Origin of the sequence: Janthinobacterium sp. PLB04, from assembly GCF_021165895.1 — a bacterium.
Lineage (GTDB): Bacteria > Pseudomonadota > Gammaproteobacteria > Burkholderiales > Burkholderiaceae_D > Janthinobacterium > Janthinobacterium lividum.
Genome location: NZ_CP088968.1, coordinates 1821154 through 1846159, shown reverse-complemented (window position 1 = coordinate 1846159; position 25006 = coordinate 1821154). Strand labels below are relative to the sequence as shown.

General features: G+C 65.7%; 26 protein-coding genes. 14 read left to right on the top strand and 12 right to left on the bottom strand.

Annotated features, from left to right (window positions below; genetic code table 11):
- Positions 1-49: 49 nt before the first annotated feature.
- Positions 50-1639, bottom strand: coding sequence for a CYTH and CHAD domain-containing protein (locus tag LSO07_RS08045; protein ID WP_151093219.1), 1590 nt, complete (start codon positions 1637-1639; stop codon positions 50-52).
- 125 nt (positions 1640-1764) lie between these two features.
- Here LSO07_RS08045 and mgrA point away from each other — a divergent pair, with 125 nt between their 5' ends.
- Positions 1765-2805 (top strand): L-glyceraldehyde 3-phosphate reductase, encoded by a 1041-nt coding sequence (mgrA, locus tag LSO07_RS08040; protein ID WP_151093217.1) that lies wholly within the window; start codon positions 1765-1767, stop codon positions 2803-2805.
- A 5-nt stretch (positions 2806-2810) separates the two neighbouring features.
- Here the strand turns inward: mgrA and LSO07_RS08035 are convergent, their stop codons facing one another.
- The 3 genes from LSO07_RS08035 to LSO07_RS08025 all read right to left on the bottom strand — a co-directional run bounded on the left by LSO07_RS08035 (position 2811) and on the right by LSO07_RS08025 (position 4128).
- The gene (locus LSO07_RS08035) at positions 2811-3281 is read right to left on the bottom strand and encodes a DUF2244 domain-containing protein (RefSeq protein WP_070253504.1); all 471 of its coding nucleotides are present in this window, start codon (positions 3279-3281) and stop codon (positions 2811-2813) included.
- A 73-nt stretch (positions 3282-3354) separates the two neighbouring features.
- The gene (locus LSO07_RS08030) at positions 3355-3672 is read right to left on the bottom strand and encodes a hypothetical protein (RefSeq protein ID WP_034782067.1); all 318 of its coding nucleotides are present in this window, start codon (positions 3670-3672) and stop codon (positions 3355-3357) included.
- Positions 3673-3795: 123 nt separating this feature from the next.
- Positions 3796-4128, bottom strand: a complete 333-nt coding sequence (locus LSO07_RS08025; RefSeq protein WP_151093215.1) for a hypothetical protein — start codon at positions 4126-4128, stop codon at positions 3796-3798.
- A 286-nt stretch (positions 4129-4414) separates the two neighbouring features.
- Here LSO07_RS08025 and LSO07_RS08020 point away from each other — a divergent pair, with 286 nt between their 5' ends.
- The 7 genes from LSO07_RS08020 to LSO07_RS07990 all read left to right on the top strand — a co-directional run bounded on the left by LSO07_RS08020 (position 4415) and on the right by LSO07_RS07990 (position 11065).
- The gene (locus LSO07_RS08020) at positions 4415-4732 is read left to right on the top strand and encodes a DUF4148 domain-containing protein (RefSeq protein WP_151093213.1); all 318 of its coding nucleotides are present in this window, start codon (positions 4415-4417) and stop codon (positions 4730-4732) included.
- A 131-nt stretch (positions 4733-4863) separates the two neighbouring features.
- On the top strand, positions 4864-6276 hold the full coding sequence (locus LSO07_RS08015; RefSeq protein WP_151093211.1) for an efflux transporter outer membrane subunit: 1413 nt from the start codon (positions 4864-4866) through the stop codon (positions 6274-6276).
- A 73-nt stretch (positions 6277-6349) separates the two neighbouring features.
- Positions 6350-6856: a MarR family winged helix-turn-helix transcriptional regulator gene (locus LSO07_RS08010; RefSeq protein ID WP_034782299.1), complete on the top strand. Its 507-nt coding sequence runs from the start codon at positions 6350-6352 to the stop codon at positions 6854-6856.
- 10 nt (positions 6857-6866) lie between these two features.
- Positions 6867-9023: an FUSC family protein gene (locus LSO07_RS08005; protein WP_225317210.1), complete on the top strand. Its 2157-nt coding sequence runs from the start codon at positions 6867-6869 to the stop codon at positions 9021-9023.
- Complete coding sequence (locus LSO07_RS08000) at positions 9013-9213, top strand: DUF1656 domain-containing protein (protein ID WP_034782062.1); 201 nt, start codon at positions 9013-9015, stop codon at positions 9211-9213. Before LSO07_RS08005 ends, LSO07_RS08000 begins: the two co-directional genes overlap by 11 nt.
- Positions 9214-9251: 38 nt before the next feature.
- Positions 9252-10148 (top strand): efflux RND transporter periplasmic adaptor subunit, encoded by an 897-nt coding sequence (locus LSO07_RS07995; protein WP_151093209.1) that lies wholly within the window; start codon positions 9252-9254, stop codon positions 10146-10148.
- The gene (locus LSO07_RS07990; protein ID WP_151093207.1) at positions 10145-11065 is read left to right on the top strand and encodes a LysR substrate-binding domain-containing protein; all 921 of its coding nucleotides are present in this window, start codon (positions 10145-10147) and stop codon (positions 11063-11065) included. The genes LSO07_RS07995 and LSO07_RS07990 overlap by 4 nt, the downstream gene beginning before the upstream one ends.
- A gap of 10 nt (positions 11066-11075) precedes the next feature.
- Here LSO07_RS07990 and LSO07_RS07985 read toward each other — a convergent pair whose 3' ends face one another.
- From LSO07_RS07985 to LSO07_RS07965, 5 genes are all read right to left on the bottom strand, one after another.
- The gene (locus tag LSO07_RS07985; RefSeq protein WP_151093205.1) at positions 11076-11615 is read right to left on the bottom strand and encodes an ester cyclase; all 540 of its coding nucleotides are present in this window, start codon (positions 11613-11615) and stop codon (positions 11076-11078) included.
- A 142-nt stretch (positions 11616-11757) separates the two neighbouring features.
- Positions 11758-12504 (bottom strand): SDR family oxidoreductase, encoded by a 747-nt coding sequence (locus LSO07_RS07980; protein ID WP_151093203.1) that lies wholly within the window; start codon positions 12502-12504, stop codon positions 11758-11760.
- 81 nt (positions 12505-12585) lie between these two features.
- A complete protein-coding gene (locus LSO07_RS07975) occupies positions 12586-12810 on the bottom strand; it encodes a hypothetical protein (protein ID WP_034782054.1) in 225 nt (74 codons plus the stop codon).
- A gap of 12 nt (positions 12811-12822) precedes the next feature.
- Positions 12823-13494, bottom strand: a complete 672-nt coding sequence (locus LSO07_RS07970; RefSeq protein WP_151093201.1) for a thiol:disulfide interchange protein DsbA/DsbL — start codon at positions 13492-13494, stop codon at positions 12823-12825.
- A 146-nt stretch (positions 13495-13640) separates the two neighbouring features.
- Positions 13641-15176 carry a TonB-dependent receptor domain-containing protein gene (locus tag LSO07_RS07965; RefSeq protein ID WP_151093199.1) on the bottom strand — a complete coding sequence of 512 codons (1536 nt, stop codon included), beginning with the start codon at positions 15174-15176 and terminating at the stop codon, positions 13641-13643.
- Positions 15177-15421: 245 nt separating this feature from the next.
- On the opposite strand from LSO07_RS07965, the gene LSO07_RS07960 reads away from it, so the two are divergent.
- Both LSO07_RS07960 and LSO07_RS07955 read left to right on the top strand, forming a co-directional pair.
- The gene (locus tag LSO07_RS07960) at positions 15422-17710 is read left to right on the top strand and encodes a M1 family metallopeptidase (RefSeq protein ID WP_180277072.1); all 2289 of its coding nucleotides are present in this window, start codon (positions 15422-15424) and stop codon (positions 17708-17710) included.
- A complete protein-coding gene (locus tag LSO07_RS07955; RefSeq protein WP_151093197.1) occupies positions 17707-18591 on the top strand; it encodes a hypothetical protein in 885 nt (294 codons plus the stop codon). The genes LSO07_RS07960 and LSO07_RS07955 overlap by 4 nt, the downstream gene beginning before the upstream one ends.
- Here the strand turns inward: LSO07_RS07955 and LSO07_RS07950 are convergent, their stop codons facing one another.
- The gene (locus LSO07_RS07950) at positions 18592-19482 is read right to left on the bottom strand and encodes a LysR family transcriptional regulator (RefSeq protein ID WP_151093195.1); all 891 of its coding nucleotides are present in this window, start codon (positions 19480-19482) and stop codon (positions 18592-18594) included. It lies immediately after the preceding gene.
- A gap of 113 nt (positions 19483-19595) precedes the next feature.
- Between LSO07_RS07950 and LSO07_RS07945 the strand changes: the two genes are divergently transcribed.
- A complete protein-coding gene (locus tag LSO07_RS07945; protein ID WP_099395183.1) occupies positions 19596-20411 on the top strand; it encodes a DODA-type extradiol aromatic ring-opening family dioxygenase in 816 nt (271 codons plus the stop codon).
- A 99-nt stretch (positions 20412-20510) separates the two neighbouring features.
- Here LSO07_RS07945 and ylqF read toward each other — a convergent pair whose 3' ends face one another.
- Positions 20511-21431: a ribosome biogenesis GTPase YlqF gene (gene ylqF, locus LSO07_RS07940; RefSeq protein WP_035825692.1), complete on the bottom strand. Its 921-nt coding sequence runs from the start codon at positions 21429-21431 to the stop codon at positions 20511-20513.
- A 284-nt stretch (positions 21432-21715) separates the two neighbouring features.
- On the opposite strand from ylqF, the gene LSO07_RS07935 reads away from it, so the two are divergent.
- Entirely contained in the window at positions 21716-22456 is a 741-nt protein-coding gene (locus LSO07_RS07935; RefSeq protein ID WP_151093193.1) for a hypothetical protein, read from the top strand.
- A gap of 155 nt (positions 22457-22611) precedes the next feature.
- Complete coding sequence (locus LSO07_RS07930) at positions 22612-22938, top strand: hypothetical protein (RefSeq protein ID WP_070257584.1); 327 nt, start codon at positions 22612-22614, stop codon at positions 22936-22938.
- Positions 22939-22951: 13 nt separating this feature from the next.
- Here LSO07_RS07930 and LSO07_RS07925 read toward each other — a convergent pair whose 3' ends face one another.
- Entirely contained in the window at positions 22952-23878 is a 927-nt protein-coding gene (locus LSO07_RS07925; RefSeq protein ID WP_034782036.1) for a histone deacetylase family protein, read from the bottom strand.
- Between the two features lie 219 nt (positions 23879-24097).
- On the opposite strand from LSO07_RS07925, the gene LSO07_RS07920 reads away from it, so the two are divergent.
- Positions 24098-25006 (top strand): AAA family ATPase, encoded by a 909-nt coding sequence (locus tag LSO07_RS07920; RefSeq protein ID WP_151093191.1) that lies wholly within the window; start codon positions 24098-24100, stop codon positions 25004-25006.

Genomic DNA, 25006 nt, shown 5'->3' with positions numbered 1-25006 from the left:
CCGCGCCTGGTCTGGCTTGGCCTGGCCTGATACTGCGGCAAGAGCGGGCTCAGGCCGGCAAGCGGGCCGCCTTGAAGCGCCGCCAGGCCTTGTGCATGCGGCCATCGCTGTCCTGCGCCTGCGCGCGCGCCGCCAGATAGCCGCGCACGAAGGCCGCGTGCAGCCGCAAGCCATCCCGGGCGGACTGGGCCGACTGAGCGGAATGGTCAGCCTGGCCAGTCTGAACCTCGGGCAATTGCTGCAGCAGCCGGTCCGCCACCTGCACATCGTTGAGCCAACCCAGTTCATCCTGCAGCAGCGACAGCCGCCCCACATACGGCTGCACGGTGCGCGCGGCAAACAGCGAGGCAAAGAATTCCGTCGCATACCGCGTCTTCTTGGCCGCGATGCGCACCCGGTGGCGCTGCTGCGGCGTGGCATGCAGCAGGCGCTTGCCGCGCTTCATCAGGCGGCGCTGGTCCTTGCGCAGGGTCGCGCGGGCAAACGACAAGACGTGCGCGTCCAGGCGCCGCAATTGGCGCGCGGAGCAATTGTCGCGCCAGGCGCACGCCTGCAGCCAGCGCTGCAAGCCCAGCATGCAGGCCGTGTAGCGCGCCGAGGTGACGGCCTGGGCCGCTTGCGCGTGCTTGAACCGCGCCTGCGCGTGCGCCGCCTCCGCCAGCGCCGCCGCATCCGCGGCCGCCTCGCCATCGAGCTGCGCCAGAGTATTGCCAGCCAACACATCCCAATCGCGCGCCTCGCCCAGCGCGCCGCCCAGCCAGCCGAGTTCGCCCTTCAAGGCGTCCGGCAGCGCCAGCAGGGACTTGAACATGCCCAGCGCCGAGCGCAAGCGGCGCAGGCCCACGCGCATCTGGTGCACGCTTTCCACGTCCTCGCCCGCCGCCACGCCATCCTGGTTGCCGCTGACTTGCTCCAGGCAATTGCCGGCGATGGCCAGGAATACCTGCTCCACGGACATGGCCGCGTCCAGCGCCAGGGGCTGCGCCTTGACGGCTTGCAAGGGATAGGATGCCGCCAGCCGGTAACCGCGTTCCGCCTTGCTCATGTGGCCCAGCTGCAGCGGCACGTCCTGCAGCAGGGCCAGCGCCACGTCGAACAGGCTGGCCGCCTGCCCCTGCTTCAACTCCAGTTCGATCTCGCTGACGGGCACGCTGCGGACGGCGCCATCCGCACCGCTTTCAATGACACCCTGGTCCAGCACGCATTCGATCTGGTCGCCCTGCGGCGTGCGCAACTGCCATACGGTGCGCTCGATACGCGTGGTAAACACGGGCTGCAAGGCGTCGCGGATGGCGTCCTGGCGCAGCAGCGCGCGGATCGGCTGCTTGCGGCCGATGGCCGCATCGAGCGCGGCAAGGTCCGGTTGCGGCCCGGGAACTTCGCCTTCCCACTCGTGGCGGCTGTGCAAGCCGCCGCTGACAGTGCCGCCCGCCTTCAGGGTTTGCACCCAGTGTCCATCCACGTGCCGCACGCGCAAGCCCGCCTGCTGGCGGCACAGCTGCAAATCGGGCGTATCGACATAGATATCGTGTATCTGCAGCAGTTGCGGCTCGCCTTGCGCAGACTGCGCCAGCAGCGGGTGCGCGCGCAAACGCAATACATCTTCCTGCGCCAGCAACAATTTCAATTCGATTTCCATGACCGCTCCTTGCGAGACTTCTCAACGCTTATTGTAAGGCGCGTCCCTTCGCGCGCAAGGCGCACGCACGCACGCAGACCTTGATTTTGCGCGAAAATAAGCACTTCATTCAACTAGGAGATGCCATGACCTACCACGCCGCCGAGAACCGCTACGACACCATGCAATACCGCACGTGCGGGCGCAGCGGGCTGAAACTGCCGCTGCTGTCGCTGGGACTGTGGCACAACTTTGGCGACAGCAACAGCCTCGCTTCCCAGCGCGACATGCTGCGCACGGCGTTTGACCTGGGCATCACGCATTTCGACCTGGCGAATAACTATGGCCCACCGTATGGCAGCGCGGAAAGCAATTTCGGCAAGCTGCTGCGCGACGATTTTTTACCATACCGCGATGAACTGATCATTTCCACCAAGGCAGGCTGGGACATGTGGCCGGGCCCGTACGGCCAGGGCGGCGGTTCGCGCAAATATGTGCTGGCCAGCCTGGACCAGAGCTTGCAGCGCCTGGGCCTCGACTACGTCGACATCTTTTACTCGCACCGCTACGACGCCGACACGCCGCTGGAAGAAACCATGGGCGCGCTGGCCACGGCCGTGCAGCAGGGCAAGGCGCTGTACGTGGGCCTGTCGTCGTATTCTCCGCAAAAGACGGCCGAGGCGGCCGCCCTGCTGAAAGAGTGGAAAGTGCCGTGTCTGATCCACCAGCCGGCCTACAATATGCTCAACCGCTGGATCGAGGAAGACGGCTTGCTCGACACCCTGCAAGAGCAAGGCATGGGTTGCATCACGTTCACGGCGCTGGCGCAGGGGCTGCTCAGCGACAAATACCTCGATGGCGTGCCGCAGGATGCGCGCGTCAACCGCCCCGGCGGCGGCTCGCTGCTGCAAAAGCACCTGAGCGCGGAAAACCTGGCCCGCGTGCGCGCGCTGAACCAGATCGCCGCGCAGCGGGGGCAAACCCTGGCGCAGATGGCGCTGGCCTGGGTCTTGCGCGATCCCCGCGTCACCTCGACCCTGATCGGCGCCAGCAGCAGCGCGCAAATCCGCGAAAACGTGGCCGCGCTGCAGCAATTGTCATTCACGGCCGACGAGCTGGCCGCCATCGACGTGCAGGCGCGCGAAGGGCATATCAATCTGTGGGAAGGCCCGTCGCGGGCCGTGTAAGGCGATTACGCTGGCGGTGGCAGCAGGGCCAGCAGTTCCTGCGCCACTTGCCGGCGCCGTTCGGGCGTGGCGAACACGCCCACGTCCACATGCGCGCCAGCCTGGCCGACATCCTTGATGCGTATCAACTGGCGCGGCCCTTGCGGCATGGCGATGCGCGTGCGCCACGGCGAAAAGTGGTGGCGCCGGCAGCGCCCGGCGCTGACCTGTTCGATGATCAGCTCGCCGTCGCGCAGGGCGATGTGTTCATAGTCGCGCGCATGGCGCAGATAATGCAGCAGTGCAATGGCCACCAAGCCCAGCTCGGCGAACGAAAAGACGGGAATGTACCAGAGGCCGCGCAGCGCAAAGGCGGCGGCAATCACGAGGGAAAACAGGCATAGCAAGCCATAGGCGCGCAGCAGCTGGCGCGCCGTCAAGGCACTGTGGCGCGCCAGCAGCCATTGCGGCTGCTCGCGCGAGTGATCGCGTGGCATGGCGCCTCCCGCACTATCGCTCCATCACCGCAGCGGCCCCCGCCGCCGCAGGTTCAGCCAGATCGCGCCAAGATCAGGCGCCCATGCGCACCAGCGCGTGGCCCACGTGCTGCCACCAGTGATCGCGCGACTTGACCTGCTTCAGGCAAGACGTGTCGATTTCCGTGGGGAACACGTGATCCTGGCAAGCCTTCGTTTCCAGGGCATAACGCTGGTTTTCCGCCGCCGCCAGGGCCACGACAAGCCAGAACGCCAACGCCAGCAAGACCACCAGCAAACTCCAGGCCAGGTGATTGGTGTTACTTTTTTCGCCAAAAAACTCGCGCGGCCGCGTCTCGCGGTACATCGACATCAAGTCTTTTTCTTTCTCTTCCGACATCTGCGTTTGCATCCTCTGACATCCTATCCTGTGCCGGCCGGCTGGCCATGGCGGCGCGCACGCCGCCTTGACCGCATTTTACGCTGATGGCGCAGGAGAGACAGTAATTCGTGGTGACCGTGCCGCCAGCAGCCGTCAGGGGCGCGGCGCAGTCCCCCGCGAACCGCCGGGTTCGCCCTCGCCCTCCTCCTCTGCCGGCCGCACGGGCGCCACGCTTTCCACATGGTCGACGTCGATATCGCCGCCATCGGGCGCCGTATTCTGCGGCTCCACGCCAGCCCGCTCGCCCGTGCCGGCCGCATCGCTGTCGTTCTCGAGCGCTTCCGGGTCCTGGCCCGGCACGCCCTGCATGTCGCTGCCGCTGTCGGAACTGTCGCTGGGCCCAAGCGCGCCCTTGCCATGGCCGCTGCCCAGGATACGGTCGGGCGTGACGGGCAAATTGTCCGGATCGAGTGAACTGCTGCTCATGGCTGGCTCCCCTTGATAAAAAAACCAGCTTACTCCCCTGGCCTGGCCAGCGGCGCACGTCTGCACGGCATTTTCCCTGGGGGAAATGCGGCGGCGCACAAATATTTTCAAAAATTACTTCACAAATGTAATATTCATTGCTATAGTTAATTCAAGTAAGCATCTTCTCATCCAGAAACTGCTTCATCGGCGGCAGGGCGCCCACCAGCGCCCTGCCGCCGAACCGACCGGTACGTGGCGATCCGGCCCATCCACCCAGCCATCATGCACATTTTGGAGTTTTATCATGCAAGCCAAATCACTCATCGCAGCATTGTTTGCCATCACCACCGCTACCTCGGCTTTCGCCCAAAGCGCCGCGCCAGCCGCTGCCAGCCAGCAACTCACACGCGCCGACGTCACGGCCGAATACATCCGTGCCCGCAACGCCGGCGAAATCGCCACCAGCGAAGTCGACTACCCGAAAACGCCGGCCACCGCCGCCAGCAACGTGACGCGCGAACAAGTCATGGCCGAGTTCTACGCCGCCCGCAAGGCTGGCCTGATCCCGCAAACGGAAGCGGACTTTGATGTCGCGCAAACGACAAAACACGTCGTGAAATAAGAAACCAGTCAGCCGGTTTCAGTCAGTCAGTAACACACCTCAGTTGCGGCGCAGCACCCGGGCCACTCCCGGCGCTCACCGCGGCGAGCTGTCAGCAGCACCCCCAACACGATCTTTCCCGGAGTCCCTGCATGTCCCTGCACCGCCGTTTGCTTGCCGCCAGCCTGATCCTTGCCTTGAGCGCTTGCGCCGACATGGGCCATATCGCGCCGCAATCGGCCATGCTCGACGCCAACAAGCTGCAAGCGAGCCAGGCCATGGATGCCGCCGCCAGCGCCGCCATCCAATGGCCGCGCACGCAATGGTGGCAAGACTTGCACGATCCCCAATTGAACCGCCTGATGGAGCAGGCGCTGGCCGACAGTCCCACCCTGCGCGGCGCCCAGGCGCGCGTGCGCCAGGCCGAGGCGCTGGCCGGCGCGGCCGAGGACAAGACCCGTCCGCAGGCGGACGCGAATGTCTCCATCAACCGCGAGCTGTATTCGCAGCACGGCAGCACCCCGGCGCCGCTGGCCGGCAACTACGCCTGGCGCAACCAGGCCACCGTCACGGCCTCGTACGACCTGGACCTGTGGGGCCGCAACCGCGCCGCCCTGTCAGCCGCGCTGGGCGACGTGCAGATGGCGTCGGCCGAATCGCAGATGGCCCTCCTGGCCCTGGAAACGGCGCTGGTGCGCACCTACATCCAGCTGTCGTATGAATTCCAGTTGCAGGACGTGATCGAACGAAGCCTGGCGCAGCGCGCCCGCATCCTCGACATCACGCGCCAGCGCAAGGCCGCCGGCATCGGCACGGACATCGACGTGGCGCAGATCGAAACCACCTTGCCGGCGGGACGCCGCCAGCTGGAACAGTCGGCCGAATCGCTGGCCCTGCTGCGCAACCAGCTGGCGGCCCTGGCGGGCAAGGGCCCGGCTGCGGGCGCGGCCTTGAGCCGCCCCGTGCTGCGCCTGGACCAGCCGCTGGCCATTCCCGCCGCGCTGCCGGCCGACCTGATCGGCCGCCGTCCCGACATCGCCGCCCAGCGCTGGAGAGTGGAAGCGGCGGCGCAGCGCATCGACGCCGCCAAGGCCGAGTTCTACCCGAACGTCAACCTGGTGGCCTTTGCCGGCTTCCAGGCCTTCGGCTTCAGCCACTTTCTCGACGCCAATTCGCAGGTGCGCGGCGCCTCGCCCGCACTGAGCCTGCCCATCTTCGCCGGCGCCCGCCTGCGCGCCCAGCTGGGCAGCCAGACTGCCGTGTACGACGGCGCCGTGGAGCAATACAACGCCACCGTCATCAACGCCATGTCGGACGTGGCCAATGCCGTCACCCGCGCCCAGTCGCTGGAAAAGCAGCACCAGCTGACGGTGCAGGCGCTGGCCACGGCGCAGCGCGCGCGCGACCTGGCGGAAAAGGCTTACAAGGCAGGCATGAGCGACGCCATCAACATGCTCAACACGCAAGTGGCGCTGCTGGCGGAAGAACAGCAGCAGGCGCAGAATGGGGCACGCGAGCTCGATCTGTACGTTTCCTTGATGAATGCACTGGGAGGCGGCATCTGAGCTTGCAATCCTGGCATTGCCCTAGCCCAACAAGATACAATCGGAACTTTATTCACACATGAAGGAATATGACATGACCGCTTTTGACGCCACCTCCAAGCGGCTGCAAAACATCCGCACGCGCATGCCAGGCTTCCCCATGGAACTGATGCGCCTGTTGCGCATGACGTACCACATTCAAAAAGGCATGAAGGACCTGACCAACGCGGCGCTGAAAAAGCACGACCTGGTCGATGCCAGCTACATGGTGCTGGCCGTGCTGTACGGCACGGACGACGAAACCTCGAACGCCTGCACCCTGGGCATGGCCTGCCATGAAAAGCCGGCCAACCTGACGCGCGTGTGCAACGACCTGGAAACACGCGGCCTGATCCACCGCGGCACGCGTCCCGGCGACCGCCGCTCGGTGATGATCTCGCTGACCGACAAGGGCCGCGCACTGATCGAAACGGCACTGCCCGATGTGTACCAGGAAACCTCGGCCCTGTATGAAGGGTTCACGGACGAAGAGCTGCAAGTGCTCGACAAGCTGTACATGCGCCAGTTGCGCAACCTGAACAATCTCAACAACCAGAACTGATAGCCTATCGATGACGCCAGCCACAGCAACTAAATTCACACACGGCCCCCTGACCCGGGCGGCTCACTGGCTGGCGCTGGCGCTGCAGGACTGGCGCGCAACGGAAGGCGAACGCTGGATCTACGTCGGCAAGACCCTCATCGCGTCCTTCTGCGCCCTGTGGCTGGCCTACCGCCTTGGGCTCGATTCGCCCAGCACGGCGATGACCACCACCATCATCCTGGCCCTGCCCAGCAGCGGCATGGTGCTGGAAAAAAGCTTTTACCGCCTGTGCGGCACCCTGCTCGGCTGCACGGCCGCGCTGACCCTGATCGGCCTGTTCCCGCAGCAGCCCGTGCTGCTGTTCGCCGGCCTGGCCCTGTGGGTGGGCCTGTGCACGAGCGGCTCTGCCCTGCACCGCAACGCGCAATCGTATGTGTACGTGCTGGCTGGCTACACGGCCTGCATGATCGTACTGCCCGCCATCGAGCAACCGATGCAGGTGTTCGCGCTGGCCGTCACGCGCGTGGCCGAAGTGAGCCTGGGCATCATCTGCTCGGCGGCCGTCTCCAGCGTGCTGCTGCCGCGCCACCAGGGCACGCAGGTGATGCGCACGGTGCAGGCCCGCTACGGCAAATTCCTCACCTTTTGCCAGGACGTGCTGCAGCAAAAACTCACGCCGGCGCAGGTGGAACTGATGCATTTGCAGTTTGCCGCCGACGTCGCGGCGCTGGAACTGGGCCGCTCGGCCGCCCTGTTCGAAGTCACCAGCAAGGTCAGCCACGTGCGCGCGCAAAACCGCAAGCTGCACGCCTTCAACGCCACCTTCATGACGGCGCTGACCACTTTCTACACCTTCCACCGCCTGTTCGACCGCCTGCAGCGCGATGGCGAAACCCAAGTCATGCAGGCCTGCGCGCCCCTGTACGCCATCGTCGCCGAAGCGCTGCAGGCGACGCCTTCGCAAGACTCGCTCGACACCATGCAGCTGCACCTGCAAACGGCCCTGGCGCAGGCCCGCTCGGATATCGACGGCGCGACCATCGCGCATGCGCAGCGCATCGATTTCGACACCGTATGCGAACTGCTGGAGCGCTTCGCGCGCGACATGAGCCGCTTCCACGAAGTGTATTTCAGCCTGGCGCACGACACGCCCCTGGAAATCAGCACGCCGCAGGCGTATGCGCCGAAGACGCCGCCCGCGCTGGTGATCGCCAGCGGCGCGCGCGCGGCCATCAGCCTGGCCCTGCTGGCGCTGGGCGCCTACTTCCTCGCCTGGCCCTACGCCAGCACGGCGATGCTGATGGCGGCCGTGTTCTGCGCGCTGGCCTCGTCCTCGCCGCGCCCCATCATGATGATCCGCCAGGTGCTGGCGGGCTTCCTCATCGCCATGCCGCTGTCGCTGGTGTGCGTGTATTTCGTGCTGGTGCATGGCGACGGCTTCCCCATGCTGGTACTCAGTTTTGCGCCGTTCCTCGCCGTCGGCCTGTACCTGATGACGAATCCCGCCAAGCTGGGCGTGGGCCTGGGCGTGTCGACCTTCATCACGCAGATGGCGCCGACGAATCTGATGCATGTCGACGGCGCGGCCTTCTTGAACACGGGCATGGCCCTGATCGTGGGCCTGATGCTGGCGGCCCTCGTGTTTGCCGTGCTGCTGCCCGAGCACACGATGGGCCACAAGGACCACATCGGCCGTGCCCTGTGGCGCGAAGCGCTGCATGCGTGCACGGCGCCCGCGCGGCGCGTGAAACACCGTTTCGACAACCGCGTGCGCGACTTGCTCAGCCAGCTCAATGCGGCGGCCGGACCGGCGCCGGGCGAGGCTGCGCGCGCCGTCGTGCGCCAGGCCTTGACCTTGCTGGAAATCGGCCACTCGGTGATCGAATTGCGCGAACTGATCGCGACGGCCCGGCCAGGCGCCACGCGCCACGCGCTGCAGCGGTGCGTGGACCACATCGCCGCCTGGCTGCGCACGCGCAGCGACACGGCACTGCAGGCGGCGCTGGCAGCCACCCTGCAGGCGGGCGCCGTGGTGCGCGCGGCCCAGACGGAAGCTGGTGCGACACCAGAACGCAAGCAGGAGCAAGACCTGCGCCTGCACACGGCATTGGCCGACCTGCATTCGATCTACACCTCATTACTCGACCATATGGCGCCTGGCGCCGGAGACCACCATGCCGCGTGAATTCGCCCTGTTCGGAATTCTGATTCCTACCCTGCTGCCCCTGTTCATCCTCAGCATCGGCCTGCAAACCCTGCTCGACCGCATGCTGGGCTGGCTGGGCGTGTACCGCATGGTGTGGCACCCGTCGCTGGCGCGGCTGTGCATTTTCATCGCCATCTTTGGCGCGCTGGCTTTATCGCTTTACAAATAAAAAAAACTGTTCAACCCCATCAAGGAAAGGCTGCCGACATGGTAAGCAAACTGACCCGCTATGCAATCACCTTGCTGCTCCTGGCCGCCGCGCTGTGGATAGGCAAGACCGTCTGGGACCGCTACATGGAGTCGCCGTGGACGCGCGACGGCCGCATCAAGGCCGACATCGTCAATATCAGCGCCGACGTGGCCGGCACCGTCACGGACGTGCTGGTGCGCGACAACCAGGTGGTGCAAAAGGGCGACGTGCTCTTCGTCGTCGACAAGGAACGCTACACGAGCGCACTGGCGCAGGCCGACGCCGTGCTGGCCGCGCAAAAAACGGAAATGGGCCGCCGCGGCAAGGAAGCCCAGCGCCGCGCAGGCCTTGACGCCAGCATCATCTCGACGGAAAGCCGCGAAAGCGCGGCGTTTGCCGCCAGCTCGGCCTCGTCGCAGGTGCAGGCCGCCATGGCCGCGCGCGCGCTGGCGCAATTGAACCTGGAACGCACCACCGTGCGCGCCCCCGTCAGCGGCTACGTGACGAACCTGAACGTGCACAAGGGCGATTTCGCCGCCGTCGGCGCGGCCAAGCTGGCCGTCATCGACAGCGCCTCGTACTATGTCGTCGGCTATTTCGAAGAGACCAAGCTGGGCATGCTGGCGCAGGACGACAAGGCTGAAATGAATCTGATGAGCGGCGGCACCCTGCATGGCCATATCGAAAGCATCGCGCGCGGCATCACCGACCGCGACGCCGCCACGGGCCGCGAACTGCTGGCCGACGTCAATCCCACCTTCAACTGGGTGCGCCTGGCGCAGCGCGTGCCCGTGCGCATCCACATCGACGAGCAGCCGAAAGGGCAATTGCTGGTGGCCGGCACCACCTGCACCGTGGTGATCACGCCCCATTCTGCGCCGGCGCCAAAGCCCGCGGCCGCGCACCCGGCATGATCCGCAGCGGCGGCGCCGGGCGCCTGGCGGAAATCGCCCTGTTCCTCGACGCCGCGGCGCTGGGCAGCTTTTCCGCGGCCGGCCGCAAGCACGGCCTGTCGCCGGCCGCCGCCAGCGCCGCCATCGCGCGCCTGGAAACGGCGCTGGGCGTCACCCTGTTCGAGCGCACCACGCGCCAGCTGCGCCTGACGGAAGAGGGTTTGCACTACCGCCATTACAGCGAGCAGGCGCTGGACTTGCTGGCGCAGGCCGAAGACGGCTTGCACGCAGGCGGCGCCGGCGTACGCGGCGTGGTGCGCATCTCGGCGCCGTCCGACATCGGCCGCCAGCTGCTGCTGCCCATGCTCGACCGCTTTGCCGCCCAGCACCCGCAGGTGCGCCATGCGCTGACCTTGACGGACGCCACGGCCAGGCTGCTGCAGGACGACATCGACCTGGCCATCCGCTACGGCGAACTGCCCGACAGCGACATGGTGGCGCGTTTGCTGCACCCTGGCCGGCGCGTCGTGTGCGTGTCTCCCGCGCTGGCCGCCAGGGTGGGCGTGCCGGCCACGCCGCGCGACCTGGCGCTGCTGCCGACCCTCGTGCTCACGGCGGGCGACGGCGCGCCGCAGGAGTGGCGCTACCGCGAGGACGGCAAGCGCCATAGCCTGCGCCTGCAGGGCGCCTGGCACAGCAACGACGGCGAAATCATCCGCCGCTGGGCCGTGGCCGGCCATGGCTATGCCTACAAATCCCTGCTCGACATCGGCGGCGACCTGCGCGCTGGGCGCCTGCAGACGGTGCTCGACGATTACTTTTCCGACAGCGTTCCCCTGAACCTGCTGTACCGGCGCAGCCGCTTCCAGCCGCCGCGCGTGGCCCTGCTGATCGAATTCCTGCTGCAGCAGTTCGCGGCCCTGCCGGCGCAAGGCTAGCGGGCCGTCATCAAGGCGCCAGCACGCCCAGCTGGCGCAGCAGGGTCAGATTATCTTCCAGGTGCCAGTTGTCGCTGATGCGGCCCTGCGCATTGACCTGGTACAGATCGAAGGCATGGAAATCGATGGCTTGCCCCTGCCCCTGCAAAGGTCCCTGCGGCGTGGGGAAGACGCCCGTGAAGCGCCCCGTGAAATGCAGGCGCAAGGTGACACGGTCGCCCGCCACCAGCATGTCCTCGATGGCCACCTGCAAATCCGGCACGGCCGCGTGGAACACTTGCGATGCCTGCAGCGGGCCTGCCGGCCCCTGCGGACGACCGGCAGGCAAGGTGCGGTCGTTGAAATCATCGGCCAGCGCCAGGCGCGCCAAGGCCGGATCGCCGCTCTGCCAGAACGCGGCATAACGGCGCGCCGCCAGTACCACCTTGTCGGTGATGGCCGCGCCGGCCAGGTGGGCCGGCATGGGCAGATTTACGGCGGCATGGGCTGGAGCGGCAGCGGCCAGCAGAGAAAGGGCAAGGATGGCGGGGGCAAGAACAGGTGCGGGCATGGTAAGTCCAGGTAGGTTGATCGGCGTGCCTGCTGCATAGGGCACCCCGCCATTCTGGACTCGCTTGCCGTATTTGACAATTGGCCCCGCGCTTGAATCACTTGCTTGCAGCGGTTGAAAATATGTTGAAAATGCGTGGAAATCAGCGACCGCCCGCCACGTCGAGGATGCTGCCCGTCACATAGCTGGCGCCCGGTCCCAGCAGGTACAGGATGGCGTCGGCGATTTCTTCCGGCTGGCCGCCCCGCTGCATGGGCACGCCGGACGCCAGGCGCGCCACCCGTCCCGGTTCGCCGCCGGAAGCGTGGATCTCCGTATAGATGATGCCAGGGCGCACGCCATTGACGCGGATGCCCTCGGCCGCCACTTCCTTCGCCAGGCCGAGGGTCAGGGTATCGACGGCGCCTTTCGAGGCCGCGTAATCGATGTATTCGCCCGGGGAGCCGAGGCGCGCGGCTGCCGACGAGACGTTCACGATGCGCCCGCCCTGCCCGCCGTTGGCCGTCGACATGCGCCGCACGGCCTGCTGGCAGCACAGGAAATAACTGATCACGTTGGTGCGCAGCACGCGTTCCAGGCGCTGCACGGAGATATCGGCCAGCCGGCATTTCTGCTCCAGCACGCCCACATTGTTGACCAGCGCCGTGAGCGTCCCCAGGCGCGCGTCGACTTCCGCAAACAGCCGTTCCACGTCTTGCGCGTCGCTGACGTCGGCCTGCACGGCGATGGCTTCGCCCCCATCGGCGACGATGCGCGCGCACAGCGCGTCGGCCGCCTGCGCATCGCGCACATAATTGACGCACACGGCATAGCCCTGGCGCGCCGCCAGCTGTGCCGTCGCCGCGCCGATGCCGCGGCTGCTGCCGGTAATCAAGATCACTTCCTTCATCGTTCCTCCTCGATAGTTGTGGTTCCATCATACGCGGACGAAAAAAAACCCGCGCATGGCGGGTTCTGTATGCAAACACCTTCAGTTCCTGAAGTGCGTCATGGCGTAAGTCAAGTGCTGCCACCAGTGCTCGCGCGACTGCACCGACGCCAGGCATTTCGCGTCGACCTCGTTCTTGAACGCGGGGTCCACGCACGCCTTGGTGACCAGCGCATTGCGCTGGTTTTCCACGCTGACGACGGCAATCGCCAGCCACGCCACGAGGGCAAGAGCCAGTGCGCACAAGGTCCAGGGCAGCTGTTTCATGATGCGCTCCGCTTACTTCTTCGCTGCCGCCGGGGCGCGCTCTTTCAGCACGCGCGCCACCAGTTCATCCATCACGCGCAGGGTCGCTGTCTGGGTTTGCGGCTCGGACTGCCCCGGACGCGACAGCTGCGCCGGCGACGTCACGAAGCGGCCATCGATGACGATGGTCGGCGCGCTGTCGATCTTGCTGGCGGTGATCAGCTGTTCATTGCGTTTCAGCTTGGTCTGCACGCCGAAGGAATTGAACATGTCCAGGTATTTCGCCTTGTCGATGCCATTCTTGACCAGCAGGTCGAGGATGGCGTCATCGCGGTTCAGGCGGTTGCGCTCGACGTGGATGGCGCGGAAGATCTTGTCGTGGAACTGGTCCAGCTGGCCCATCGCTTCCAGGGTGGCATAGGCGTGCGCCTGCGGATCCTTCGGGCCATTGAAGGCCAGGTGGATGCGGCGGAAGGCGATCTTGTCGCCCTGCTTCTTGACCCAGTCGTGCATCAGCGGATCGAGCGCGTAGCAATGCGGGCAGGAATACATGAAGTACTCGACCACTTCCACCTTCTTGCCCGTGTCCGTGCGCACTGGCGTCGGGAGCGTGGTAAAGCCGGTATCGGCCGCCATGGCGCCGCCGGTGGCGGCCACCAGGGTGACGGCGGCAAGCAGGGGACGCAAGAAACGCAGAAAACGCATAATAATCCTTCATCATAAATGGTCGTGAACGGGGCGAGATTACCACTTTTTGCGCCGGGCGATGAAGCCCGGGCGGAAAAAAACCGTCTTTATCGCCCCGGTCTGCGCCCGCTTAAGCCCCATTTAAGCCCCGCCGCGCCCGCGCCTCAAAAATGGTAGCGCGCCGACACGCGCAGCTGGCGCGCATCCTTGAGATAAATGCTGGAGCGGCAGCCGGGCGCATCGCCGTAATGGCGGCGGTTGGCCAGGTTGCTGCCGGCCAGTTCCAGCTCCCAGGCGTCCAGCTTGCGCACATAGCGCCCGTCCACGGTGGCAAACGCAGGCACTTGCGCCAGGCAGCTGTTGGCGAAATCGGGACCGTAGCGCAGCGCGCGCAGCCATTGCACGCCCATGTCGGCACTGGCGCCGGCCTGCCCTGTCCAGTACAGGCGCAGGCTGGCCAGGGTTTTCGGCACGAGGGCGATATCCGGGCCGTCATAGGCGTAATCGTCATAGCGCGCATGCACTTGCCGCAGTTGCCCGTCGAGGCGCCAGTCGCGCGCCAGCGCCATGCTGGCCTCGATGGCGATGCCGTCGCGGCGCGAGGGGTCGAGGTTGCCCGCAAAGCCCAGCTGGCCCAGGCTCTGGTCGAAAACGATCTGGTTGCTCAGGCGCTCGCTGAACACGCGCACGGAAGCGCTGCGCGCCGCGTCCCCGAAGGTGGCGCCCACTTCCATTTCGCGCCGCAGCTGTCCCGCCAGGGGGCGGTAGCCGGCGCGGGTATAACCATCGTCGTCGATGCGGTAGCTGCGCGCGGCCTTGGCGTACACGCTCAGTTGCGGGCGCAATTGCAGGCTGCCCTGCACGTCCCAGGCATTCTGGTTTTCCCAGTCGCTGCCACCGGCGGGCATGTCGGCAGGATCGAGCTGGAACTGTTCATGCCGCAGTCCCAGCAACAGGCGCGGCGCATACAGGCCGCCGAAGGCCAGCTCCTCGCGCAGCAGCAGCGCGCGCGAATACTGGCGGCGCTGCCCATCGCCATCGCTGCCCGAGCGTCGCTGCCACTGCATCAGGTCCAGGCCCACTTCCGTATCCGTGCCCACGCCGCCCACCTTGCCGTAATGGCGCAGGCGCGGTGCCAGCTGCCGGCGGCGGCTGCTGTATCTCGATTCGCTGCTGCCCTCCTCGCCCGCATAGTGGGCCGTGGCGCGCTTTTCCCGCTGCGACAGTTCCACGCCCAGCTCGAAACTGCCCACATAGCGCTGCACGAAGGCGCTGGCGCGCCGCACTTCATAGCGGTACAGGTCTTCCGGGCGGGCCGCCAGCATGGCCAGGAACGGTGCCTCGGGCGCGGGATAGCTGGTGTCCTGGTTCAGCTGGTCGGCGCTGAAGCCGAAGCGGCCCTGCCGCACCTTCCATTCCGCGCCGCCATTGAAGCCGCGCTGGTGAAACACGCTGCCATCGCGGTAATTGCCATTGCGCAGTCCGTCCATGGCCACATCGAGCATCATGCCGCCCTGCTCGCGCGACAAGGCGCCGCGCACGCTGTGCTGGCCGCCCTGCGCCAGCTCGGCGGACAAGTCGCCATGCGTGACGCCGGCCGCGCCGCCATCCACGCCATCCTGCGCGCACGCCGGCATGGCCAGGGCGCACAGCAGCAAGGCGCGCGCGGCAATGGTCAGGACGGGAGTGGCAGGCATCATGGCGGCAGGCTTGAGGCGTCATCGCGGCGCGGACGCACGCTGGTGGGACGGGGGGATGGCAAAAGCGAATCATTATACGCACGGCGCACGGCGCCGCAAGCGCCGGCCCGATGGTACTTTCCTAATGCCAATATTTTATTGGTGATTTGGCATTTTTGTAGGTATATTAAGCTGCGCCCGGCGATCCTGAGCGCAGCCGACTGCATTTGAAAATCAACAATAAGAAGTCACTGTGGGAGTCACGCATGGAAAGTCGTAGCACAACGCGCCAGGGGCCGCCAAGTCCCCGCGGCACGCGCCGCAGCATTGGTTTTTTCCCCATCTCGGGCAAGCTCAAAGCCCTCTCCATCGCCGCCCTGCTGCTGGCCGGCCTGGCCCTGCAGGCCGACCTGTTCGCCCAGCCGGGCCAAGGCAAGCCGGCCAGCGCGCCCACGCCGCTGGCGCCGTCCGCCGACGGCATCGCCCTGGCTTCGCCGCACGCTTCCGCCGTCAGCACGCCCAGCGCCAGCAACGCCTGGGGCGGTGCGCGCACGGGCGCGCAAGCGACCCTGTCGGACCGCGTGGTCGATTACCAGATCGAAGCGACGCTCGATCCCGTCAAGCACACCATCGACGGCCAGCAGAAACTGCGCTGGCGCAACCGCAGCGCGCAAGCCGTCAGCAGCGTCTACCTGCACCTGTACCTGAACGCGTTCGAAGGCGAGCATTCGACCTTCTTCACCGAGAAGCGCAAGCTCGATACGGGCTTCCGCTCGGGCGTCGACACGCGCGACGGCGAGTGGGGCTACATCGAACTGCGCAGCATGACGCAGAACGGCGCCAAGGCGCCCTGGCATTTCGTCCAGCCCGACAACGGCCCGGCCACCGACCGCACCGTGGTGCGCGTCGACTTGCCGCAGGCCGTCGCGCCGGGCGCCGAGACGACGCTCGACATCCGCTTCTTCGACCAGCTGCCGCGCGTCATCGCGCGCACCGGCTATTTCGGCAGCTTCCACCTGGTGGGCCAGTGGTTCCCCAAGATCGCGGTGCTGGAATTGCCCGGCGAACGGGGCGCCACCGCGCCGCGCTGGAATGCGCATGAATTCCACCTCAATTCGGAGTTCTACGCCGATTTCGGCAACTATGACGTGAAGCTGACCGTGCCCAAGGAGTACACGGTGGGCGCCACGGGCGAGCTGCAAGGCGCGCCGCAGGAAAAGAACGGCATGCTCACGCACCACTATGTGCAGGGCGACGTGCACGATTTCGCCTGGACGGCCGACAAGCGCAGCGCGCAGCCACTGACGGGCAGCTGGAGCGGCCCCGGCAGTCCGCCGGTGGCCATCAAGGTGCTGTACCCGCCCGAATACGCATCGAACGCGGCGCCGGCGCTGCAGGCGGCCAAGGATTCGCTCACGTATTTCTCGCGCACCCTGGGCCCGTATCCGTACAAGACCCTGACGGTGGTGATCCCGCCGTTCAATGCGGCCGAAGCGGGCGGCATGGAATATCCGACCTTCATCACGGCCTCGAGCTACGCCAACCTGCAGCCGAAGACCATACCCGAATTCGGCCTCGATTTCGTCACCATCCATGAATTCGGCCATGGCTATTTCTACGGCATCCTGGCGTCGAACGAGTTCGAGGAACCCCTTCTCGACGAAGGCTTGAACGAGTACTGGGACCAGCGCATGCTGCGCGCGCGCGGCCAGCACATCCACGCCACCACGCCCCTGCTCAAGCGCCTGGGCTTCGATCCCGTCTTCAAGGTCTTCGAATTCGAGCGCATGGCCGCGCCGCGCCAGGATGCGGCAGATCCGCTGGGCCAGAACGCGTGGGACCGCCTGCAGGGCGTGGGGCCCGTCTACAGCCGCACGGCCATCACCATGCGCGACCTGGAAGCGCGCATCGGCAGCGAAGCCATGGAACGGGGCTTCAAGGCCTACTACGAACAGTGGAAATTCCGCCACCCGAGCGTGGCCGACCTGCGCGAAACGCTGGCCGAGGCGACGGGCCAGCGGCGCATCGTGGAACAGGTCTTCGCGCAGCAAGTCTATGCCAGCGCGAATATCGACGACCGCATCGGCACCTTCACCAGCGAAGAGCAGACGCCGCTGGCCGGCATGGCACTGGTGAACGGCAAACGCGTGGAGCATACGGCCGAAGCGCTGGAAAAAGAGGAAAAAAAGGTACGCGATGCATGGGACAAGGCGCATCCGGACGCCAAGCCGGGCACGGGACCGTACCCTTATCTCACCAGCGTGGTCCTGCGCCGCCGCGGCGCGCCCGTGCCGCAGGTGCTGCTGGTGAAGTTCGCCGACGGCAGCTCCGAACGCGTGGTGTGGGATAACGAGCAGCTGTGGCAACGCTACACCTGGAGCAAGCCCGTGAAGGCCGTCTCGGCCGAACTGGACCCCGACCGCGTGCACTATCTCGACGTCAACAAGCTCGATGACAGCCGCACCCTGAAGGCAGACAAATCCGCCTCGCAGCGCTGGAGCTTCGACCTTGCGGCCGCCTTCCAATACCTCCTTTCCCTGATTGCCATCGTATGAGCGCCACTTCCACGACACGGGCCAGCGGCCTGACCCTGACCACGCGCGCCAGCCGCGCAGCCCTGCAATGGCGCTTGCTGCTGCTGTGGGCCGGCCTGCTGCTGATCCCCGCCATCCTTGCCGTCATTCCCCTCTGGCGCACCTTGAGCGCCAGCCTCGATAACGCCGTGCATGCGGCGGCCCTGGCGCACAGGCTCGACCTGATGACCCTGGCCGACCTGGTGGCCAATGCGGGACGCAACGGCGCCGCCATCAGCCAGGCCGCCATCACGGGCATCGTGCTGGCCTTGCTGCTGTCGCCGCTGCTGAGCGGCCTGGTGGTGACGGCCGCGCGCGCGCCTGCGCCACCCGGCTTCGGTCCCCTGCTGACGGGCGCCTTCAGCGAATACGGCCGCATGCTGCGCATGCTGCTGTGGAGCATCGTGCCACTGGGCCTGGCGCTGGCGATCGGCGCCGGCGCGCTGAAACTGGCCGACAAGCACGCGGCGAAAGCCATCCTGGAAGCCGATGCGGACCTGGCCCGCCACCTGGCCTTGCTGCTCACGGGTTTGCTGTTCCTGCTGGCCTGCGCCACGCTCGACGCGGGCCGCGCGGCCCTGGCCGTCGACCGTCGCCGCACCTCGGCCGTCAAGGCATGGTGGCGGGGCCTCGGCATGCTGCGCCGGCGTCCGCTGGCCAGCCTGGCCATCTACCTCGTCATCACCGTACTGGGACTGGCGCTGTACGCGCTACTGGGCGTGGCGCGCCTGAACCTGGCGGCGCCCGGTCCACTGGCCATCGTGGCCGGCTTCTTGGTGACGCAGCTGGCGGCGCTGGTGCTGGCATGGATGCGCAGCGCCCGCCTGTTCGCGCTGATCGACATCAAGCGCTCGCTCGCGTAATCAACTCCCCAGGCGCCCTTCATCGGCGAGAAAGTCGATGAAGGTGCGCACCTTCGACGACAGGTAGCGGCGGCTCGTGTAGACGGCATACACGCTGCCGCCCGCCAGCTTGAAATCATCGAAGAGGCGCACCAGCCGCCCCGCCGCCAGGTCCGCATCCGTCTGCCACGACGGCAACAGGGCGATGCCCATGCCATCGAGCGCGGCCGCGTGCAGCAGGCTTTCGTTATTGCATTGCAGGACGGGCGAGAACTTCACCGTCTCGCGCCCCTGTACCCCGTCGAAGGCCAGCTCATTGCCGTTCGCCAACAAGGAATAGCTGATCATGGCGTGCCGCGCCAGGTCCTGCGGCAGGTGCGGATGGCCCGCGCGCGCCAGGTAGGCCGGCGCGGCCACCAGGTGGAATTCGATGCTGCCGATGGGCCGTGCGATCAGGGTCGGCGATGGCGCCTGGCTCACGCGCAGGGCCAGGTCGAAACCTTCTTCCACCAGGTTCACCACTCTTCCGCTCAAATCGATGTCGAACGTGACTTCCGGAAAGCGTTCGCGGTAGGCGGCCAGGGTGCGCGTAAAGATGGCGTTGGCGAACCAGACGGGCGCGCTCAGGCGCAGCATGCCGCGCGGCACCACCGTCGTGCGGCCGACCGTCGCTTCCACCTCGTCGAGATTGTCGAGCATGTCGCGGCACTGTTCAAAATACACCTTGCCGATTTCCGTCAGGCTCAGGTGGCGGCTGCTGCGGTTCAGCAGGCGCGCGCCCAGGTGGCGCTCCAGGTGCATCACGTGCTTGCTGACCATGGCCGGCGACAGATCGAGGCGCTCGCTGGCGCGCACAAAACTGTCGAGCTCCACGACGGCGCGAAACACGCGCATGCTGCGCAAGGTATCCATACCCATCCAATCATCAACAAATTGGAAATGATATATCAATAATAGCGATCTTGATCAACTGACTGCGCATGACTATCATGGTCCCATCGTTAGCCATTCCCCCAGGAGCCGCCATGCAAGAGCACACCTTCCCCACGTATTTCCTGTCGCACGGCGGCGGCCCGTGGCCATTCATGAAAGACCAGTTCGGCGGCCGCTACGACGTGCTGGAAGCATCGTTGCAGGATATTCCGCGCCAGATCGGCGCGCGGCCGACAGCCGTGCTGGTCGTCACGGCACACTGGGAAGGGCCGCAATTTCTCGTCTCGGCCAGCCCGCGCCCGGGCATGATCTACGATTATTCGGGCTTTCCGCCGCATACGTACCAGATCCAGTACCCGGCGCCCGGCGCGCCGGAACTGGCGGCGCAAGTCAAACAGTTGCTCGACGCGGCTGGCCATCCGGCGCGCCTCGATCACGAGCGGGGTTTCGACCACGGCACCTTCAGCGCCCTGTTCCCCATCTACCCTCAGGCCGACATGCCGCTGGTGCAGCTGTCGCTGAAACACGGCTACGACCCGCTCACGCACATCGAGGTGGGCCGCGCGCTGGCCAGCCTGCGCCGGCAAGGCGTGCTGATACTCGGCAGCGGCCTGTCTTACCATAACCTGCGCCAGTTCGGCCAGGCGGGCGCCGTCGCCTCGCACCAGTTCGACGCCTGGCTGCGACAGGCCATGGCCTTGCCGCCAGAACAAAGGCTGGCGCAGTTGCTGGCCTGGGACCAGGCGCCGGGCGCGCGCCAGGCCCATCCGCAGGAAGACCATCTGCTGCCGCTGATGGTGGCGCTGGGCGCGGCCGAGCAGGAAGCGGCGCAGGTGGTGTACCACGAGGAGGATTTCTTTGGGGCGCTGGCGGTGACCAGTTTCAGGTTTGGCAACGCAGCCCAATGAAACCCGAACGCGGAAATGCCGGGGTCGGCCCCTCAGGGTCCGACCCCAGTCGTCGCTATTGGGTTTAAAAAAAAGCCGCTAACTAGCGGCTTTTTTTACTTACGTGCCGCGCTTGCCGCGCGCCGCATTCTTCGCCTTCTCGGCGGCGATCTCCGCTGCCTTGGCCGCTTTTTCCGCCATCTCGGCCGCGTGCTGGGCCAGCAGGGCTGCGCGCGTGTCCGGCGTTTCCAGCGAAATGCGTCCGAGGATGCCGCTGCGGTAGTCGAGCAGCAGGGTGTGCGACGCTTTCTCGAAATCGTAGTCGCCGCCCTTGATGCGGAAACCGCGCTTGGCGGCGATGCCTTCGACCACGCCGATGGCGTCGACTTCATCGACCTTGGTGCCATAGCGGGTTGCCAGCAAGTCCGGGTAGCGCTTGAGCAATTCCTCGGCAAGGAATACGGCCACTTCTTCTTCGATCAGCGCGTTCGAGCCGATCGCGTGGCTGGCCGCCAGCATCAGGCCGTCGCTGGGGATGGCGATCTTTGGCCACAGCATGCCGGGCGTGTCGACGAGAATGGTGTTCTTGTCCAGGTACAGCTTTTGCTGCATTTTGGTGACGGCTGGCTCGTCGCCCACCTTGGCCACGCGCTTTTTCAGCAGCGCGTTCATCAGGGTCGATTTACCCACGTTGGGGATGCCCATGATCATGATGCGCAGCGGCTTCGTCGGCACGCCGCGGTGCGGCGCCAGCGATTTGGCCAGGTCCGGAATGCGCGCCACGTCACCCGGCTTCTTGGTCGTCATCGCATATGCGGTCACGCCCTCCTGGGCATTGAAATAGGCTACCCAGGCGGCAGTGGCGGCAGGATCGGCCAGGTCGGTCTTGTTGAGGATTTTCAGGCAAGGGCGCTGGCGGAACAGGCGCAGCTCGTCCACCATGGGATTGCAGCTGGCCGCTGGCAGGCGCGCGTCCACCACTTCAATCACCAGATCGGTGTTTTCCATGGTCTCGGCCGCTTTCTTGCGGGCCGCGTTCATGTGTCCTGGGTACCATTGTATCGCCATGCTCTTGCTTTCAAAATCGTTCGGTCAATCCGCTATTTTACGTGGTTGCCGCCACGACGTCCCATTTTCCGCCGCCAGCGCCAGCCGTGCGACACGAACGAGACAATTGGTGATAATTTGGCAGTTACATGAATGATAAGATTCGCAGTCCGTCCAGCCTGGCCGGTTCCCCATCGCACGCTTAACCTGACACGCATTCCATGCACTTTTCCCGCTTTTGCCTCCTCGCCTCCCTTTATGCCTGCCTGCCGCCCGCCATGGCCCAGGAAAAACCGGCGGCACCAGGCGACGCGGTGAACCAGGAAATGCAGCAGATCGTCGACGTGCAAAGCACGCGCGATCCCGACCTGCGTCCCTACCGCACCATGCTCAAGGGGCTCGACGCGTATGCCGACCACCAGCGCCTGGCGCCGGGCGCGCCGCTGCGCTTCATGCTGATTCCCGCCACGCCCCAGGCCAGGCTCGATGGCGTGACCCTGCACCTGTCGGCCGACAACCTGTCGATCCCCGTGCCGCTGGCGGCGGACGGCGGCTTCACCTTGTCGCGCGACAAGACCGCCTACGATGCGAATGCCGACTTGGTCAGCAACAAGAAGCGCGACACCTTGCGCTGGCGCGCCGACATCCACACGCCGGGCCTGCCACAGAATGTGCGCCGCCTGGGCGACCTGCGCCTGGAATGTGAAATCCGCTGGGCCGTCGAGCAGGATGAATTGTCCTTTGTCCGGCGCAACCTGTTCCGCCTGGCGGGCGGACCGTGCCACTCGTCGCTGATCCACGTGCCGTTTCCCGTGGCCCGCAAGCTGCTTGCCGTGCAGGCGCGCTCGGGCGAGCGCACGCTGGACATCCGCGTCACGGAAGACCGGCAGCGCTATGTGCCGCCGCTGCATGACGTGAACTGGGACGACAATACCCTGCTGACCCTGACCTACGCCGACGACGGCAAAATGGCCGGAGCCGCCCCGGCTGCGCCCTTGCAGGCAGCGCAGCGCCAGTAAGGCGCGCCCGGAAAGTCAGGTCAATTATTTCCACATGGATTCTTATATTTACTGAAAGAAATAAAAAAGTATGCTCTAATATCGCCTCTTAAATGAAAAGCAATTATTTCCAGGCTGGCTCCCGCCAGGGAAATATGCGATGGGGATAGTTCGATATGATGATGGAACACACCGGCACGGCGCCCAAGCGCGTGCCGCGCAATGACTGGAAGAAAGAGTGCCGGCAATTGCAGGGACAAGTGGCGCAGCTGGAAGAGCGGTTGAAGCGCCAGAGCGCCGACAGCTATGGCTTGCAAGTGCTGTATGACCAGCTGGTCAATGAAATCAAGCACCACCGCGACATGTTGCAGCTCGACAGCTTCGACGCGGATAAATCATCGCTCGTCTACACGCAAGCCTGGCGCCGCTTCATGGCTGGCGACGCGCTCGACTACCAGACGCACCGCCACACGAATTCCCGCAGCCGGCCCACCTTGCTGTAGTAACCCCGCCCCCTTACAGCTCCGCCAGCGCCTTCACGTGCGCGGCCACGCTGCGGCCCAGGGACGACAGGTTGTAGCCCCCTTCCAGGCAGCTGACGATGCGGCCCTTGCCATACTGCCTGGCCACGGCCATCATTTGCTGCGTCATCCACGTGTAGTCGGCCTCCACCAGGCCCATGCCGCCCACGTCGTCTTCGCGGTGGGCATCGAAACCGGCGGAAATGAAAATCATCTGCGGCTGCTGCCGGTGCAGCGCGGGCAGCCAATGGTCGAGCACCAGCTGGCGCACGGCATCGCCTTTCGAGCGGGCCGGCACGGGCACGTTGACGCGCGTGTCCGTATACGATTCCACGTCGCTGTACGGATAGAACGGGTGCTGGAAAAAACTGACCATCAGGATGCGCGGGTCGTGCGCCACGGACTCGGCCGTGCCATTGCCATGGTGCACATCGAAGTCGACGATGGCGACCCGTTCCAGCCCGCGCACGTCGAGCGCATGCTTGGCGGCGATGGCGATATTGTTGAACAGGCAAAAACCCATGGGTTCGCTGGGCCGCGCATGGTGGCCAGGCGGGCGGATCGCGCAAAAGGCGTTGCTGATCTCGCCGTCGATGACGGCATCCGTGGCTGCCACGGCCGAGCCTGCCGCCGCCAGCGCCGCATCGTAGCTGTGCGCGTTGAGCAGGGTGTCGCCGTCGAGCGGGTAATAGTCGCCCGCCGGCGGCACGTTGTCGCGCACGAGGCCGATGGCCGTGGCGCTGTGGTTGCGCTCGATATCGGACAATTGCGCGCGCACGCCGTCGCGGTGCTCGACCAGGTCGCTGATATGCGCCAGGATCAATTGATCGTTGATGGCCTGCAAACGGGCCGGCGATTCGGGATGCCAGTCGCCCATTTCATGGCGCTGGCAATCGGGATGGGTATAAATAGCTGTGCTCATGCGCTGTACTGGTTACCTCTGTCTCTGTCCATTCTCTGTGCATACTGGAACACTGCATGGCATTCCTGTTCGCCCTGCGCGTTCTCGCATAAAATCACTGGCTGGTCTGTGCCGCCGCTGCACTAATCTACCACGTGCGCGGCACGGGCGGGCGGCACGGCTTGACCTGGCCAAAGCGATTGTAAATTAAATAATCCGTCTTACTGTGATAGAAATAGCATGTTTTCGAAAATACACCAGGCCGCACGGCAGATCGGCGAAGTTCTCGTCGGCAAACACTTGCAGATCCGCCAGACCCTCGCCTGCGTGCTGGCAGGCGGCCACCTGCTGATCGAAGACGTGCCCGGCGTGGGCAAGACGACCCTGGCCCACGCGCTGGCCATCTCGCTGGGCCTGCAATGGAAGCGCCAGCAATTTACCAGCGACCTGTTGCCTGCCGACGTGGCCGGCATGAGCGTGTATGACCGGGGCAGTGGCAGTTTCATCTTCCACCCTGGCCCCCTGTTTACCCAGGTGCTGCTGGCCGACGAGATCAACCGCGCCACGCCGAAGACGCAATCGGGCTTGCTCGAAGCGATGGAAGAGCGGCAAGTGAGTCTCGATGGCGTCACGCGCGCCCTGCCGCAGCCCTTTTTCGTCATCGCCACGCAAAACTGCGCGCACCAGTTGGGCACCTTCCCCCTGCCCGAGTCGCAGCTCGACCGTTTTCTCATGTGCGTCACCCTGGGCTACCCCGATGCGACCGCCGAACGGGAACTGCTGCTGGGCGCCGACCGCCGCGCCATGCTGCAAACCTTGCCGGCCGTGATGAGCGCGGAAGAGTTGCTGCAGGCGCAAGCGGACCTGCGCGCCATCCACGCCTCGCCTGCCGTCGTCGACTACGTGCTGGCCCTCGTGCATGCCACCCGCGCGCCGGGCGTGTTTGCCGATGGCCTGAGCCCGCGCGCCGCGCTGGCCTTGCTGCAGGCGGCGCGCGCCTGGGCCGCGTTGGCCGGACGCGACCACGTCACGCCCGACGATGTGCAAGCCGTACTCATTCCCGTCTGCGCCCACCGCCTGCATGCCGCGCAAGGGTCCACGGACAGCCGCAGCCTGCTGCAGCAATTGCTGCTGGCGACACCCGTCTGA